Raw genomic sequence first — 15,401 nt, 5'->3', positions numbered from 1 at the left:
CATAGGCTGTGCAGGCAAACGGGTTGTCGGTAGTGACCGACTGGATGATCGTGTTGAACGCTGCCACATTTTCTATCGGGGCCGCGAGCTTGCGGACCGCCGACTTTACTACGGTTTTCTGTACGAAATCTGCCATTTTTGTTTCCTCCTTTGTTTGTTCTGTTGGTTTTGTTCGAAGGTCGGCTCCGCCTCCCTTCTCATCGTCGAGGTCAATGACCTCTCCGACCAGGAAGAGGAGAAGAACCCGTGAGGGTTCTTCGACTGTTTCCCGGTCCAAACGACGTTGCAGGAGATCCTCCGGACCTCCTTTCGATTTTGTCTAGTGTCATCGGGGCCCCTTTGACATACAATAGTAGAACCTGGCAGGCTATCTGCTTGGATGAATAAATTTTGAAAAGCAAAATTGGAGAGATTTACGCGGGATTCAGGAAAATCGGGGCACGGAAATTTGGAATTGGAGTGCGCAAAAATGTTAAATGGATTTGGTTATCCTGAATGGAGTTGCTGCAATAATTCCAGTTTCACAACGCCCATACCATCTCCGCATTATCCTGAAGAGCTGAGAGACGATCATATCTATCTTTAAAAACTCAGGATACTCTGGTTGAAAAATGTCTATGGAATGTTGTGATTAGACTATACTAAATATGTAAAACTCTGATCAGGACGAGATGTTTGCTCGGTGAATTAAAAGGATATTTACATAAACCACTCAATATCTCTCATTTATATCAGCAAAATCCTCTGACTTCCGGATCAGGATGATCACAAGCAGGACAACAATAACGACAACAACAAGCAGGACAACAATATGATAAGCATCTTCATCAGCAGCGTACAGAAGGAATTCAGTGATGAACGCCGTTCAATCCGTGAATTCATTCATAGCGATCCTCTTCTGAAACAGTTCTTTCATACGTTTCTATTCGAGGATCTTCCTGCTGCAGATCACCGGCCTGATGAAATCTATCTTGATGAAGTCAATCGTTGCACAATATACCTGGGAATTTACGGGAAACACTACGGTCCTGAAGATGCAGAAGGACTATCTCCGACCGAACGGGAATTTGATCGCGCAACTGAGCAATGCAAACATCGGCTCATTTTCGTGCACGGTACCGACGACGCGGGAAGACACGATAAGATGTCTGCCCTCATTAACAATGCCGCAGGACAGGTAATACGGCGACGTTTCACAGATGTTTCGGATCTGAAAACTCAGGTCTATGCAGCGCTTGTCCAGTATCTCAGCGAGAATGGCCTTCTGCGACACAAGCCATTTGAAGAATCGATATGTACCGGTGCATCGATCGATGATATTTCTCCGGAAAAAATCGCCTGGTTCCTTTCGGTCTCAAAGAAAGAGCGGAAATTTCCCCTCCGGGCTGGCACACCGACAGAGAGGGTCCTATCCCATTTAAACCTTCTTGATGGATCACTACCCACGCATGCAGCGGTACTTCTCTTCGGGAAAAACAGCCACAGCTTTTTACCTGCAGCAGAGATCAAATGCCTGAGCTTCCGGGGCACAAAGATAGAGAAACCAATTCCCTCGTATCAGATTTTTATCGGGACGCTCTTCGACCAAGTGGACGATGCTGCAGATTTTGTTCTTTCAAAACTCGATCGCCGTGTTTTTCCCCGTGATGAAACACCGGCCAGCGATACCGGCTACGAGATTCCGGTCCCTGCTATTCATGAAGCACTTGTCAATGCTGTTGTCCATCGGGATTACACGTCTAAAGCAGCGGTTCAGGTCATGGTTTTCGCAGACCGTATTGAAGTGTGGAACCCGGGAGTCCTGCCTTCGGACCTAACACCCGACAGCCTCAAGGTAGAGCATCCCTCAATTCCCCGCAACCCCCTCATCGCCCATCCTTTGTACTTAACGCATTATATCGAGAAGGCCGGTACCGGAACGCTCGATATGATCACGTATTGCAGAGAGGCTGGTCTTCCGGAACCGGGTTTCGAACAACGCGGCGGACAGTTCGTAGTCACTCTCTGGAGAGACTGGCTGACAGAATCGACTATGATGAACCTTGGACTCTCCGAACGGCAGATGAAGGCTATTAGGTTTGTGAAGGAGAAGGGGCGGATAACGAATACAGAATATCAGAAAGTGACTGAAATCCTGAAACGCGAAGCCAGCCGCGACCTGAAAGAACTCGTCGATAAAGGAATTTTCGAAAAGCCCGGAAGTGTTACAGGAAAAGGCACATATTATACCTTAAGCAAAGGGGCCACAAAGGGGCCTAAGGGGCCACAATAGATTTTCTTTCTCTAAAGATTTTTAAAAACAAAGTACGTTCAAAAAAATTAAAACAACCCCCGTAGGAGAATGGGGCCATAAAGGGGCCTAAGGGGTCATACATCTGTCGATATTCCCCTGACACCGGTATATTGAGCGCACGATTTTCACATTCACACCGCAGGAGATTGATTAATGTGCATACACTGCCGGACGATCATATAATGATCGTCCGGCAGGAACACTGTTCTTACAGTCTATTATTTTGGGGTCATCTGAAATTATCCGCTCGTACAACCCCCCTCGCCAGTCCCCCGCATACCCCAATCTCTGGATCGTAAGCAGAACCTCAAACCGGGAGTTCCTATACTGTCATTTTTCCGGGGCAATATCCGCCCCTGTAGGGGGAAATATCCTCGGAAATCGACTCGTTCAAAAGCACTGTACTCTAATTCGCCAAAAAGTGCGATCCTCCGGAGACCGGTTTTCCAAAATGACCTCCGATTCGAAAACGGAACGATTTAAGGGGATTTCAGGTTTACGGGAGCCTGACTGGCCGGCAGACCCCACATGCCGCAAAAATCCCAAAAGCCGGTTCCCGTGACGCATTCACCGTCGTAGCCGGGAACGATGAATCACTATAAAATAGAGAAGAATCAGTCGATACCCTGACGGTACACGACCTTCTTTTTCCCCCGGGAGCGCCGCACCCGCTTTGCGCCGCTTGCAACCAGGGCGGATATGACAAGGGGCAGGGCAATGGTTGCATCGACATGGGCCTGCACCTGGCTGCTTGTTGCCGATTCCTTGCCCCAGCTGATCCCTTCCTCGAAGGTGCAGCCGGAGAGCCCGCCCCACTGCGGCGAATCGGTCGTGTATTGGATCGCGTACTTGTGCCCCCCCAGGTCCTTTTCGTGAATCGATCCGATCACCTGCGTCTGCTGGATGAAGTTCTTGGGAACGCCGCCGCCAACATAAATCACGCCGGTACATTTTGCCTCCTCGACAAGGGAGGTGATCTCATCCGCGTCTGCGATCTGGTCGATATTGATGTCCAGCCCACGGCGCCGGGCTATGAGGAGCCCGATGCCGATAGACGAGTCGGCAAGCGCGGGGATGAAGATGGGAACCTTCTCGTTTGCACATACCGAGGTCAGCGACTCGGCGCCGGGCTTCTCCTCGCTGAGCCACTTCCCGAGCCGGGAGATGAACTCCCGCGAAGAGCCGCGGAACGGCGCAAGGGACGCAGACCAGGACGCTATGCCCCGGTCAACCGTCCGGAACTCCTCCTCGAAGGCAAACACATCATAGATCCGGTCAATGCCACGCTTGTACAGCTCGTGGTCATCGGTCTGGTGGTGACCGATATAATGGCAGACGCCGAGGTGTTCGCAGGTATCGTGGAAGATGTTTGCCCCCGTCGAGACGATCACGTCGACATAGTGGCGTTTCACCATCTCGATGAGACACTGCTGCATCCCCGCGGGGATCATCGCACCCGAGAGTCCGAAGAAGATGGTGCAGTCAGGATCGGCAAGCATCTGCCGCCAGATCGCGACGGATTCTCCCAGTTTCCTCCCCTGGAAGCCGGTCTGCGCCATGCCGGAAAGAAGGGTCCCGACATTGTCTGAAGGAACAACCGGAGTTACCCGTTTCATCGCGGATTTCTTTGTCCTGTTCTGGTCCGGCTTCATGGGCAGCTGCACCCCGGAAAACACTGTATGATCTGGTTTTTGTACATTCCGGTCCCCGGTGTGAGGCACCGTTGGCCAGCGGTCACAGGGACCGGCGGGATTGTCTTCCTGCCTGTCCCGGGAACCCGGGTACCGGGGATACTACATGATATGAGAAGAGCCATTGTGCATCGATAACCTGTGATTGTAACTTACGTACGGTAATCGAGAATTATCGGTAGGAAAGTATGAATACTTTATGGAGTACCGGTCTCTTGTTCCGGCGATCTCCGCTTCGCCACAGCACCTGCGCGCAAAGCTAAAACTACTTATTGTTCCCCGTTCCATTACGGATTTGGAGTGATGCGGTGAATTCTGGTATACTGTTATGCAATGGCTCACACCGGATCCGCCTTGAAAGATACGAACACTTCTAAAAAGTCTCCTCCGTTTATCAATGTACTCCTGTGAATCCCGGTTACTGTTCCGGCGATTCCATAAATCATACCCATCTTTTCCGGCAATCCGGTCTTCTGGCAAAAGGGTGGTATAAAGCATCCATGAACACCGCCCGGATATGCTGCCAGGCAATGCCCGACGAACATGTACAACAGGTCATGACAATGAGTATTCATGCATTCTGCACGGATTGTGAACACATCTTAAAACAGATGGTCCCCGGAATCCATTCGCAGCACGTTGAGGAAATATCGTGCCCGGCCCGGTTCAACCCGAATGAAGGGAAATGGGACCCGGCGCACGGGATTAACCCGTACGAATGTCCGCGGAACCCGCAGTTTGTCCAGCTGATGCGAAGACGGAACGCACGATCATCCCGTGGTATGTAACAATACGGGAATAATCTCTCCTTTTTTACCGGTTTGTTTTTCACCCGGGATGCCGGGGCGGGGGGAGTCCTCCATGTGTCCCTGTCTTTCCAGCGGACCAGCCATTGCAGGTTTTTCCCGGTGGTTTTCCCTGCGCATACCCGGCCGGAATTGTTGTTTTGACGGTCAACCGGCTGGTATGAGAACAAACCACCGGAGGGTGTGACTGCAGCCCGCGTTACGGGCTCCTCCTCCTGGAGATCGTATCACGTGCAATCGGGCATCCACCTCTCGTACCCGCTGCGGACGAATGAACCGGCACACCCCCCACCTGCTTTTGTTTCAAATCGATCATACGCCCCCCCTCCTGGGGTGGGGGGGGTGTCCCGGAGCCCCCTCCCCCCATTGAGTGGAAGAGACCCACCCTCACCCGGGTTTGAGCAGGATAGTGATGCCCTCTCTCCGCCGGAGCCATGATCCATAATCCGTGTGCAATAATGCCCGTCTCCCAAAAATGAGGAGGGGGGTGTCCGGCATACCACCCCCCCGTGTTGCGCTCAGGACCGATCATACCCCCCCACCCTGCAGTGCATCAACCGGCGCCCGCATTCGGTGATGGAATAAATGATCCAGTTCCCGTGGCTCTCGCCTTCGATCAGGCCGCTTTCCTTTAAGATCGTGAGATGATAGGACAGCTTGGAGTTTGCCAGGCGCATGAACCGGTTAATGACACAGACGCAGAGCGGCTGATCCCTGATGAGATAGAGAATCGTAAGCCGGAGCGGGTCAGCGAGCGCGTGATGGATCCGGGCCTCTTCTTCGAGTTCCGATCGGGCGGGAATGCTCCTGGTGAGCGCATCAAAACCTCCGCACGCTTCGAGATCTTTCTGGATCTGCTCGGGGATCTCCATCTCTTCATAATCGGGAGCGCTCCTCCGTTTCGGACTGCAGCAGGATCCGGTCACGCGTTTCATTTCAAAATAATCTGAAATAACAAGATATATAACCTTGCCCTGTGCATGCTGTTTCAACAAAATTTGAAACATCGGGATATGTTGTGGAGCAAAGGAGATGGAAAACGAAGACAAACCGTGCTGCGCTGCGGATGCCCTCCGGCGAATCCGGCAGGTGAAGATCAACGGCATCATGACCGGGATCACGATGCTTGATCAGAGCATTACCACGGTCAGGGCAGAGGGCCTGACCAGCGATACCGCGATTCGCGAGGCGCTCATGAAACGGGTGAAGGTGTACAACTACGTCCCGCCCGCGGTCGAGAACCACAACGCCGAAGCACTCATGGAAGAGTACCGGAACGTGACCAGAACGAACAAACAATGACGGTGAAAAAGACCATGACAACAATTGAAGTGCTCGGGACCGGCTGCGCAAAATGCAAGCGGCTCCTTTCGAATGCTGAACAGGCAGTGAACGAACTGAAGATGGAGGCAGAGGTCATCAAGGTCGATGACATCGACGCGATCGTTGACCGGGGCGTGATGATGACACCGGCGCTCTTCATCAATGGCGAAGTGCGGGTGGAAGGCCGGGTTCCCGATGTGAACGAGATCAGGAAAATGCTGGCGGAGTGATACCATGACTGAGAAACCAACCTGCTCCTGCGGGGCGAACGAACCGAAGCGGATCATCTTTCCCTGTGCGGGACAGGCGAATGTCGGACAACTGACAAACCTTGCAGCCCTGCAGCTGACCGAAGAGGGGTATGGCAGCATCGCCTGCGTTGCCCTGCTCGGGATCGGTGCAGAGAACCTGATTGCAAATGCCCTCAATGCCGATGAGGTCGTCATCCTTGACGGCTGCCCGATGCTCTGCGCAAAGAAGATTGCGGGGGCGCAGGGCGTTGCTGCGGGCCAGCACCTGGTCCTGACAGAGATGGGAATTGCAAAGGGCCCTTCGAAGAATTATACTGATAAAGACATCGAGAAGGTTGTTTCCGCCTGCTGGAAGGGCGAGGGGCGCGTAAAGAATGCCGCGCCTTCCGGGAAGAAGTCCGGCCGGAAAGACAGCGGATCTGGCTGCGGGTGCAACGGGACCTGTTAAAGGAAAGGAAAGGGAGATCATGACATCTGCACTGGTAACCTGTTCCGGCGTATCCAATACCGGAAAACTCACGACCCAGGCCGGGATGATCCTGATGCAGCGAAAGCCGGGAATGTTCCAGTGCATGAACTGCAAACAGTCTGCAGAATCCCTGCGGACAGAGGCGGCTGGATCTGACCGCCTCATCGTCCTCGACGGGTGTACGGATTGTTGTGCAACCAAAAAACTCTCTGCTGCAGGCCTTGCCCCGGATGTCCACATCATCGCCACCGAACTGGGGATTGAGAAGAATGGTATGGCCGAAGTCCGGTTCGAGGAGATCGAAAAAGTTGTCAGGGCGATCCTGGACAACGGGAGCATCACATCGTGTACGAAGACCTGATCCTGGCCGGTGTTACCGGGGGCATTACGGCGCTTGTCGATTATCTCTCGGCGCACGTCCTCACCTGCCTCATCCCCGCGTTCTTCATCGCAGGCGCAATCAATGCCCTGCTGAACAAGGACGCGATCACGAAGTATCTTGGAGAAAAGTCGCCGGCATACAAGGCATACCCGGTCGCGGTCATCGGGGGGCTCCTCCTCGCGGTCTGCTCCTGCACAATCCTCCCGCTCTTTGCCGGGATCAAGAAGAAAGGCGCGGGGATCGGGCCGGCCATCGCCTTTCTTTACACGGCTCCTGCAACCAATATCCTCGCTGTTGCATTCACCTGGAGCGTGATCGGGGCTGACTTTGCCATCGCCCGTATCGTCCTCTCCGTCACGTTCGCCGTCATGATCGGGCTGATCATCTCGAAGCTCTTTGCAGAGACTACCACACCGGCGCCGGCCCCCATTGCCTGCGCGTGCGGTCCGGCCGATATACCGGAGAGCGGGAAGAGCCAGAAGCACGTTGTTCTGTTTATCGCGACACTGGTTGCTATCCTCTTCGCGGGCACCTGGGCGATCTTCATGGAGAACCGGATTATCGGCATCCCGCTCCGGTTCCTCCTCCTCCCGCTCCTCCTCCTCCTGATAGTGATCGAGGCACGGACATGGTTCTCGAAGGATGAGCAGAAGGCATGGCTGGAGGAGACCTGGTCCTTCATGAAGAAGATCTTCCCCCTGCTCTTCATTGGCATCTTAGCCGCCGGGGTTATCAGCGCCCTTCTGCCGAAGGACTTCCTCGGCCTGTATCTTGGTGATAACACGGTCATGGCCAACCTGATCGCCGTGCTTTTCGGGACCTTCATGTACTTCCCGACACTCGTTGAGGTCCCGATGGCAAAGATGTTCCTTGACCTCGGTATGGCAAAGGGGCCGCTGCTTGCGTACGTGCTCGCGGACCCGGTAATCTCCCTGCCGAGTATCCTCGTGGTCCGGAAGTTCATGGGGACAAAGCAGACCATCGCCTATGTGCTGCTGATCGTGTTCTTCTGCACGATTGCCGGGTTGATCTACGGTTCATTTGCGGGGTGAGGTGAGTTTCTGTGAAGATCGGCATTGTAAGCGATGGGAAGTTCGGCGACCGGGCATATGAGATCATCCGGGAGAAGTTCCCCACGGAATGGATACCGGCGCCTTTCATCCAGAGCCCGATTGCCGATGATATCGAACTCGCCCTCCCGGAGTGCGATCTCTACATCTCCTATGTCCGCCACCCTGATGTCGCGCTCGCGGTCATTGAGAAGAAAAAGCCGGTTATCCTTGGCGTCAGTTTCGGCCCCGGGTTCCTCCGGCAGGCGAAAGCGATCAACGAAGATATCATTGCACCTCCGACCATGTGCTCGCTTGAGGACAATACCTGGGTACCGGAGATCAACGAGTTCGCAAAGGTATTCGGGAAGCCGCAGTTCGATGTGAACGTCCGGAACAACGGAACAATTGAAACTGTCAGGGTACTCCGGGGATCTCCCTGTGGCTCTACCGTTGCGGCAAGCGCGGAACTTCCCGGGACACAGATCAGCGAAGAACAGCTCCGGCACTACGGTCTTCGGATCTGCCACTTCTGCCGGGCACCCCGGCTCGGGAAGACCTGCGACAAGGAAGTGTCGGGACTGATCCATATCCGGGAGTTCGTGCGGTCGGTGAATGCCGTAAACCCAAAAGCCGGTGAAGGAATGAAGGCATTTATCGAAGACCTTGAGAAGGTTATCGAAGAGCGGATTGCCCGGTAAGGCGTTTGTTTAATGCAATACCGTGACAATATTCCGGGAGAATTGACATGTCCAAAGCCGATGATGCCCACCGCCTGTTCCTGAAGAGGTTCACCTGCTCGGCATCCGTTTTCTCTGTGTTCTCCGGGGAACTGGGGCTTGATCCGGATACGGCAAAGAAGATTGCCTGCGGCTTCGGGGGAGGATTATCGAAGACCGGGAACCTCTGCGGGGCGGTCTCCGGCGCGATCATGGTCATCGGCCTGAAGTATGGCAAGTGCGTGGAAGGTGACGACGCAGCAACCGGGAAGACGCGGGCGCTGACACGTCAGTTCATCGCTGAGTTCACGAAGAAGAACGGGTCCATCAACTGCACGGAGCTGCTCGGGTACAACCTGAGCAACCCGGAGGAGTATGCGCAGGCGCGGGATGAGGAAATTTTCGTCACGAAATGCCCGGCCCTGGTCCGGGATGCAACAGAAATTCTTGAAACTATCCTGAAAACCGGGGAGTGAACCAAACCATGACAGGAATAAAACAACTCGCATTTCTTGACCGCTACCTGACGCTCTGGATCTTCCTTGCGATGGCGGCCGGTATCGCTATCGGCTACTTCTCGCCCGGTGTTCCCGCGATGATCACCGGCCTCTCGGTGGGGACAACGTCGATCCCGATTGCCATCGGGCTCATCCTCATGATGTACCCGCCGCTCGCGAAGGTGAAGTACGAGGAACTCAGGAACGTCTTCCGCGACACGAAGGTCCTCGGTCTCTCCGTTGTCCAGAACTGGGTCGTGGGCCCGGTGCTGATGTTTGTCCTCGCCGTGGTCTTCCTCCGCGACCAGCCGTTCTTCATGTACGGCCTGATCCTTGTGGGGATCGCCCGGTGCATCGCGATGGTTATTGTCTGGAACGACCTTGCCGGTGGCGACTGTGAGTACTGCGCAACGATCGTGGGGCTCAACTCACTCTTCCAGGTCTTCTTCTACTCGGTGTATGCCTGGTTCTTCATCACGTACCTGCCACCCCTGCTCGGTATCGGTGCCGGATCCGAGGTGAACATCACGATCCTCCAGATCGCGACGAGCGTCTTCATCTACCTCGGCATCCCGTTCCTTGCCGGGATGATAACGCGGTACGCCCTGCTCCGCGTGAAGTCGAAGGAATGGTACGAGCAGTCCTTCATCCCGAAGATCTCCCCGATCACGCTCATCGCCCTGCTCTTCACGATCATCGTCATGTTCTCGCTGAAGGGCGAGTATATCGTGAATGTCCCGCTCGACGTGGTCCGGGTCGCAATCCCGCTGCTCATCTACTTCGTCATCATGTTCTTTGCCAGTTTCTGGATGTCCTGGCGCCTCGGCGTTGACTACGGGAAGTCCGCGTCGCTCTCGTTCACTGCTGCGTCCAACAACTTCGAACTCGCCATCGCGGTCGCCATCGCGGTCTTCGGTATTGCATCTCCGGCAGCGTTTGCAACAGTCATCGGCCCGCTTGTTGAGGTGCCGGTACTGATCGGGCTCGTGAACGTGGCGTTATGGCTGAAAGAGAAATGGTACAATGGGCAGGGGGATGCCTGCGGGTGCGATTCGTTGTAAATCATTGGAAATTTTTTTCGTTCTTTTCGTGACTCGGGATTTAATCCCTCATCATAGCAAAGAATCCTTCGGATTCTTGTCGTTTCTCTGGTCTTGCGCCCCTCTGATCAATCTCCATTTGTTCATGACCCATTTGTTCATGAACGAGTCATTCCCGGTTGTCGTTTCAGCAGAAATCAGTCTTTCTCTCCTGTTCCATGCATGAAATCTCTCTTCTCCCGGACGAGGACCTTATAACCTTCAAACCAGAAAACACCCGCACCCCCTGCAATGATGCAGACTGCAAAATCTGCTGCACTGATCGCGGAGAACCGGAACAGGTTCTGCAGGACAGGGATGAACAGGACAAGCAGGAGGCATACCAGCGTACCGGCAAAGATCCATGACAGCGCACGGTTGGGAATCTTCAGCAAGGTAACAATGGTTTCCGTCCAGGACCGGTTCGTCAGGATCAGGCACAGGTTGGCAACAACGATGGTCGTGAATGTCAGGGCCCTCACTTCCCCTTCATCCAGCCCACGGTACAGGGCGCTCCCGTACACTGCAAGAACCACGGCAAGGACCACAAATCCCTGCAACAGGCTGAGCGCGAGGGTGCGCCGGGTGAAGATCCCCTCGTCTTTTTTCCGCGGCGGCCGGTCCATGACATCCCGTTCCTCTTTTTCGGCTTCGAACACGATCGAGCACGCCGGGTCGATGACCAGTTCGAGAAAGACCACGTGGACCGGCAGGAGGACGAGCGGCATGTTGAGCAGGACCGGGATGAGCGACATACCGGCAATGGGGACATGGATCGAGAAGATGTAGGCCATCGCCTTTTTCAGGTTGTCGAAGATCCGCCGGCCGAGCCGGACAGCCGCGACAATGGAGGTGAAGTTGTCGTCGAGCAGGACGAGGGAAGACGCCTCGCGGGCAACATCGGTCCCCCTCCCGCCCATGGCGATCCCGATATCTGCGGCTTTTAAGGCCGGGGCATCGTTCACGCCGTCGCCGGTCATTGCAACAACCTCCCCGGTCGCTTTCAGGGCGTTCACGATGCGGAGTTTCTGCTCGGGGACAACGCGGGCGAAAACGGAGACGGAGTGGATCTCCTGCTGCAGTCTCCCGTCGTCCATGGCATCCAGTTCCGGGCCCGTGATGATGCGGGAGCCGTCCACAAGCCCAATCTGGCGGGCGATGTTCTGGGCGGTGAGCGGGTAATCACCGGTGATCATGATGACCCGGATACCAGCAGCATAACATTCACGGACAGCATCGGCAACCTGTGGCCGGACCGGGTCGGCAAACCCGGCAAGACCGGCAAATTCAAACGTGAAGTCGTGCTGCTCCCGGGGAAGGCTGGTGAGGGAGAACGAGGCCCGGGCTACGCCAAGGACCCGCAGGCCATCGGTTGCGAGGCTGTTGACGGAATCGGCAAGTTCCTGTGCAGCAGTAGCGTGGAGATGGCAGAGGTCAGCGATCGCTTCCGGCGCTCCCTTTGCCGCGATGATGTACCGGTCGCCGTCCGGGGACCGCCAGACATTGGACATGGCAAGGAGCTCCGGGGAAAGCGGGTATTCCTGCACGAGCGTCCAGTTCGCATGGATGTGCTCGGTCTTCCCGAAGTCGCCGTCCCGCAGGTAATGGAGCGCCTTCTCCATGGGATCGAAGGGATCCTGTTTGCAGGCAAGGATGGCGTATTCCGCAACTTCATGGTGGGCATCCGTCACCGTGCTGGTGCCGGAGGCTGCGCAGTCACAGGTCACCCCGTTTGCAGAGAACCGTGCAACCGACATCCGGTTCTCGGTCAGGGTGCCGGTCTTGTCCACACAGAGCACGGTTGCAGACCCAAGTGTCTCGATAGCAGGGATCTGCCGGGTGAGGACATTGCGCCGCGAGATCCGCCACGCGCCAAGTGCGAGGAAGATGGTCAGGACGACCGGGAACTCCTCCGGCAGGATTGCCATGGCAAGCGTTATGCCGGCAAGGAGCCCTTCGATCCAGGTGAACCGGGTCAGGCCGTAAACAACCACGATGATTGCACAGAGCAGGAGTCCGATGAGGGCGACGGTCCGGACGATTTTGTCGATCTCGGTCTTCAGCCGCGTCTCGCCCCGTTCGACTTTTTTGAGGACCGTGCCGATCTTCCCCATCTCGGTGCGGGCGCCGGTTGCCGTAACCCGGGCGAGTCCCTGGCCCTGCACGACCAGCGTCCCCGACCAGACGAACGGCAGGTCGTCCCCCCCGGGCCGGGCTTTTTGTACCCCTTCGCTCCACGCGATCTTACGGACCGGGACCGATTCCCCGGTCAGCAGCGATTCATCGATGGATATGTTGTTGGCGATAACGAGTTGTCCGTCGGCCGGAACACGGTCGCCTTCCGAAAGGATGACAGAATCGCCCGTCACTACCTCGCGGCCGGGGATCCGCTGCTGTACCCCGTCCCGGATGACAAGGGCACGGGGGCTGGAGAGGTTTTTTAACGCTTCGAGCGCCCGCTCGGTCTTGCGCTCCTGGTAGATGGTGATGCCGATGACAAGCACGACAAAACTCATCAGCATGACCCCCTCGGTTACATCGCCGAGAGCAAAATAGAGAAGCCCGCCTGTGACGAGGAGGAGGAACATCGGCTCGTGGATGACCTCGAAAATGATCCGGGACAAACCCCGCCGGTCTGCCGTGGGGAGTTCGTTGTACCCGTCCTGATGGATCTTTTCTTCTGCTTCCCTGCCGGAAAGCCCTGAGACCGTACTGATGTCAAGTACCGGCATCAGGCAGCTCCTGTTCAGTCAATCCGCTTGTCATGGGTCAGGAAGATGTCCCGGCACTTCGGGCAGTAGTCAATCGATACGGTTAATCGCTCACCCATGAGCAGGTCAGCATTGCAGACTGAACATTTCATGTTAAACAACGAGATTACAATTGTGAACTTATAGGATTATCTATGGGAGAGGACTTCTGCCGACTGACCGGGACAGGAAATAATCCTGGAGAAAAAAAGCAACGCAAGAAAAACAGGCGGGTCATCTCATCGCTCGGGTTCTTCAAACCCTCACGACAGCGAAGAATCCTTCGGAATCTTCTAGTTTCTCGGGTCTGATGACCCTCGCAATTTCGAAGAACGCTAGCGCGTTCTTCTCGTGGTTCAGGTCTGATGACCTTCACCAAAAAAAAGTTTTAAATGTAGGGGTTCCTGAGTGCCTTGCCGACACCGAAGGTCTTGCGGGCCTCGAGGGTTGCCTTGTTCTTCGTGATCTTCTCGTTTGCGAGCTTGGTCACGAGTTCAAGACCGGGCTTGACCTTCTCCATGGGCTGGGTCTCGAAGACGCCTGCTGCCATTGCCTTGGCCCAGACCGAGTCACCGATCTTCGAGCGGACAAAGACGGTGCTCCAGCCGTCGGGGCTGCCGACAGAGCCGGTGGAGATATCACCGAGGTTTGCAACGTAGTCAAGGCAGACGTGGCAGCCGGGCTGCTCGTACTTGTGGGTCACCTTGAGCGGAAGCTGGACGACCTGTCCGCGCTTGCCGTATACCCAGAACTTGCCCTTGCCGATCTCCATCTTCTTGACGGACTCGAGCTTCATCGCAGCGTGGTCTTCCACGAGCTGGAGGATGCTCTGGTAGGGGAAGTTCTCCATGCAGAAGATACCGACTGCAAGCGCAATGCTCGCGCCGACATCTCTCATGCCGATCGGGTACAACTGTGCCTTGCGGACAGCCTGCATCTGGCACGGGGTGCCGACGATACCGATCTTGTCCAGGCCGAATGCACGGGTTGCCTCCTTTAAGAGTGCAACGTTCGGGCTGATGTTGTACTTGGTACCTGCTGCTGCAAGCAGCTCAGCCTTGGTGTTGACGATCGCCGGGATGGGTCTCCAGGGTTCGATCATGTCGAAGTTGCTGCTGTCGATGATGACCTTGGAGGGGTTCTTTGCTGCAAACTCCTTGCTTGCTGCAACGATGGCACCGTCGATGATGCCCTCGTCGAGTGCAAATGCAAAGAGCGAGGAAACAATACCGCCATCCTGGGCGTGCTTGAGAAGCTCCTTGTCGGTGCTCCGGGCTGAGATGACTGATTTGTATTTACCGAGTTCTGCTCCCATGTTAATCACCTTCACTGGAGTGCCGCCATAATGGCCTCGTTGATCGCCTCGTAGTTCTCAACCACATCGAAGCTGAACCAGCTCCGGGGGCACTGGCTGTAGCACGCGCCGCACTTGATGCACAGGTCGCGCTCGCCCTGGGGCTTGCCGTACTCCATCGTGATTGCATTGACCGGGCAGGCTGCCGCACAGGTTCCGCAACCCATGCACAGGCCCTGGTTGATGACCTGGGTCATCAGCTCGCAGAAGCATGCCTCGTTCTTCTCGGTCAGCTTCATGAGCGGGGTGAGGAATGCAGTTGCGAGGTCCTTCTGTTCCTTGGTTCCCTTGAGGAGCAGGTATGCCATGACCGCGACGTTCCGGATCATCTGGGGTGTCGGTGCGCATCCGGGGATGAACACGTCGACCTTGATCAGGTCGCCGATCGGCAGGTATGCCTCGTGGGCCGGCTGGTTCTGCTGGCCGCCGCGGGAGAACCGGGTGATGTTGCCGTAACAGGCGCAGCCACCGAGGGCGACCACGATTGCTGACTTCTCACGGGTCTCCTTGATCTCCTCCACTGCAAGTTTGTCGTTAATACAGACTGAACCCTCGACGAACGAGACGTCTACCTTCTGGATGTGCCTTGCGTCTGCAAGTGTCGGCATATACTTAAGGTCGACGTACTTGTCGAGGAGTGTTAATAATCCGGCATAGTTGTCTGCTAATGCTACAGTACAACCAGTGCACCCACTGAGGTGGGTGTAGCCTAATGTAATCTTGTCTGCCACAGGCTTA

Annotated in this window: 17 protein-coding genes; 10 read left to right on the top strand and 7 right to left on the bottom strand. The window is 55.5% G+C overall.

What is annotated here, in order from left to right; genetic code table 11:
- Positions 1–811: 811 nt before the first annotated feature.
- A complete protein-coding gene (locus tag PHF39_RS10615) occupies positions 812–2,272 on the top strand; it encodes an ATP-binding protein (protein ID WP_300223738.1) in 1,461 nt (486 codons plus the stop codon).
- 635 nt (positions 2,273–2,907) lie between these two features.
- Here the strand turns inward: PHF39_RS10615 and PHF39_RS10610 are convergent.
- On the bottom strand, positions 2,908–3,945 hold the full coding sequence (locus PHF39_RS10610) for a deoxyhypusine synthase (RefSeq protein ID WP_300223737.1): 1,038 nt from the start codon (positions 3,943–3,945) through the stop codon (positions 2,908–2,910).
- Positions 3,946–4,322: 377 nt separating this feature from the next.
- A complete protein-coding gene (locus tag PHF39_RS10605) occupies positions 4,323–4,448 on the bottom strand; it encodes a hypothetical protein (RefSeq protein ID WP_300223736.1) in 126 nt (41 codons plus the stop codon).
- Between the two features lie 66 nt (positions 4,449–4,514).
- Here PHF39_RS10605 and PHF39_RS10600 point away from each other — a divergent pair, with 66 nt between their 5' ends.
- On the top strand, positions 4,515–4,772 hold the full coding sequence (locus tag PHF39_RS10600) for a hypothetical protein (RefSeq protein ID WP_300223735.1): 258 nt from the start codon (positions 4,515–4,517) through the stop codon (positions 4,770–4,772).
- Positions 4,773–5,308: 536 nt separating this feature from the next.
- Here PHF39_RS10600 and PHF39_RS10595 read toward each other — a convergent pair.
- On the bottom strand, positions 5,309–5,725 hold the full coding sequence (locus PHF39_RS10595; protein WP_300223734.1) for a metalloregulator ArsR/SmtB family transcription factor: 417 nt from the start codon (positions 5,723–5,725) through the stop codon (positions 5,309–5,311).
- A gap of 97 nt (positions 5,726–5,822) precedes the next feature.
- Between PHF39_RS10595 and PHF39_RS10590 the strand changes: the two genes are divergently transcribed.
- Genes PHF39_RS10590 through arsB form a run of 8 tightly spaced genes read left to right on the top strand, consistent with a single transcriptional unit; the run spans position 5,823 to position 10,541 of the window.
- Positions 5,823–6,092 (top strand): hypothetical protein, encoded by a 270-nt coding sequence (locus tag PHF39_RS10590; protein ID WP_300223733.1) that lies wholly within the window; start codon positions 5,823–5,825, stop codon positions 6,090–6,092.
- A gap of 14 nt (positions 6,093–6,106) precedes the next feature.
- Positions 6,107–6,343 (top strand): thioredoxin family protein, encoded by a 237-nt coding sequence (locus PHF39_RS10585; RefSeq protein ID WP_300223731.1) that lies wholly within the window; start codon positions 6,107–6,109, stop codon positions 6,341–6,343.
- 4 nt (positions 6,344–6,347) lie between these two features.
- Entirely contained in the window at positions 6,348–6,812 is a 465-nt protein-coding gene (locus PHF39_RS10580) for a putative zinc-binding protein (RefSeq protein ID WP_300223729.1), read from the top strand.
- A 19-nt stretch (positions 6,813–6,831) separates the two neighbouring features.
- Positions 6,832–7,194: a putative zinc-binding protein gene (locus tag PHF39_RS10575; protein WP_300223727.1), complete on the top strand. Its 363-nt coding sequence runs from the start codon at positions 6,832–6,834 to the stop codon at positions 7,192–7,194.
- A complete protein-coding gene (locus PHF39_RS10570) occupies positions 7,179–8,267 on the top strand; it encodes a permease (protein ID WP_300223725.1) in 1,089 nt (362 codons plus the stop codon). The genes PHF39_RS10575 and PHF39_RS10570 overlap by 16 nt, the downstream gene beginning before the upstream one ends.
- An 11-nt stretch (positions 8,268–8,278) precedes the next feature.
- On the top strand, positions 8,279–8,965 hold the full coding sequence (locus PHF39_RS10565) for a DUF166 family protein (protein ID WP_300223723.1): 687 nt from the start codon (positions 8,279–8,281) through the stop codon (positions 8,963–8,965).
- 47 nt (positions 8,966–9,012) lie between these two features.
- Positions 9,013–9,459: a C-GCAxxG-C-C family protein gene (locus PHF39_RS10560; protein ID WP_300223721.1), complete on the top strand. Its 447-nt coding sequence runs from the start codon at positions 9,013–9,015 to the stop codon at positions 9,457–9,459.
- A gap of 8 nt (positions 9,460–9,467) precedes the next feature.
- A complete protein-coding gene (gene arsB / locus PHF39_RS10555; protein WP_300223719.1) occupies positions 9,468–10,541 on the top strand; it encodes an ACR3 family arsenite efflux transporter in 1,074 nt (357 codons plus the stop codon).
- A 176-nt stretch (positions 10,542–10,717) separates the two neighbouring features.
- Here the strand turns inward: arsB and PHF39_RS10550 are convergent, their stop codons facing one another.
- The 4 genes from PHF39_RS10550 to frhG all read right to left on the bottom strand — a co-directional run bounded on the left by PHF39_RS10550 (position 10,718) and on the right by frhG (position 15,394).
- Positions 10,718–13,291, bottom strand: coding sequence for a cation-translocating P-type ATPase (locus PHF39_RS10550; protein ID WP_300223717.1), 2,574 nt, complete (start codon positions 13,289–13,291; stop codon positions 10,718–10,720).
- 14 nt (positions 13,292–13,305) lie between these two features.
- Positions 13,306–13,422: a zf-TFIIB domain-containing protein gene (locus tag PHF39_RS10545; RefSeq protein ID WP_300223716.1), complete on the bottom strand. Its 117-nt coding sequence runs from the start codon at positions 13,420–13,422 to the stop codon at positions 13,306–13,308.
- A gap of 275 nt (positions 13,423–13,697) precedes the next feature.
- A complete protein-coding gene (frhB, locus tag PHF39_RS10540) occupies positions 13,698–14,624 on the bottom strand; it encodes a coenzyme F420 hydrogenase subunit beta (RefSeq protein ID WP_300223715.1) in 927 nt (308 codons plus the stop codon).
- A gap of 11 nt (positions 14,625–14,635) precedes the next feature.
- Positions 14,636–15,394, bottom strand: coding sequence for a coenzyme F420 hydrogenase subunit gamma (frhG, locus tag PHF39_RS10535; protein ID WP_300223713.1), 759 nt, complete (start codon positions 15,392–15,394; stop codon positions 14,636–14,638).
- Between the last annotated feature and the right edge of the window lie 7 nt (positions 15,395–15,401).

Origin of the sequence: Methanoregula sp. (genome assembly GCF_028712425.1) — an archaeon.
GTDB lineage: Archaea > Halobacteriota > Methanomicrobia > Methanomicrobiales > Methanospirillaceae > Methanoregula.
The sequence above is the reverse complement of the archived record's forward strand: the minus strand, read 5'-3'. Positions and strand labels throughout refer to the sequence as shown.

Coding starts and splice junctions, on each gene's coding strand:
- PHF39_RS10595 (WP_300223734.1), bottom strand. CDS start 5,725: ATGAAACGCGTGACCGGATCCTGCTGCAGTCCGAAACGGAGGAGCGCT.
- PHF39_RS10600 (WP_300223735.1), top strand. CDS start 4,515: ATGCCCGACGAACATGTACAACAGGTCATGACAATGAGTATTCATGCA.
- frhB (WP_300223715.1), bottom strand. CDS start 14,624: ATGGGAGCAGAACTCGGTAAATACAAATCAGTCATCTCAGCCCGGAGC.
- PHF39_RS10585 (WP_300223731.1), top strand. CDS start 6,107: ATGACAACAATTGAAGTGCTCGGGACCGGCTGCGCAAAATGCAAGCGG.
- PHF39_RS10590 (WP_300223733.1), top strand. CDS start 5,823: ATGGAAAACGAAGACAAACCGTGCTGCGCTGCGGATGCCCTCCGGCGA.
- arsB (WP_300223719.1), top strand. CDS start 9,468: ATGACAGGAATAAAACAACTCGCATTTCTTGACCGCTACCTGACGCTC.
- PHF39_RS10580 (WP_300223729.1), top strand. CDS start 6,348: ATGACTGAGAAACCAACCTGCTCCTGCGGGGCGAACGAACCGAAGCGG.
- PHF39_RS10610 (WP_300223737.1), bottom strand. CDS start 3,945: ATGAAGCCGGACCAGAACAGGACAAAGAAATCCGCGATGAAACGGGTA.
- PHF39_RS10560 (WP_300223721.1), top strand. CDS start 9,013: ATGTCCAAAGCCGATGATGCCCACCGCCTGTTCCTGAAGAGGTTCACC.
- PHF39_RS10545 (WP_300223716.1), bottom strand. CDS start 13,422: ATGAAATGTTCAGTCTGCAATGCTGACCTGCTCATGGGTGAGCGATTA.
- PHF39_RS10615 (WP_300223738.1), top strand. CDS start 812: ATGATAAGCATCTTCATCAGCAGCGTACAGAAGGAATTCAGTGATGAA.
- PHF39_RS10575 (WP_300223727.1), top strand. CDS start 6,832: ATGACATCTGCACTGGTAACCTGTTCCGGCGTATCCAATACCGGAAAA.
- PHF39_RS10550 (WP_300223717.1), bottom strand. CDS start 13,291: ATGCCGGTACTTGACATCAGTACGGTCTCAGGGCTTTCCGGCAGGGAA.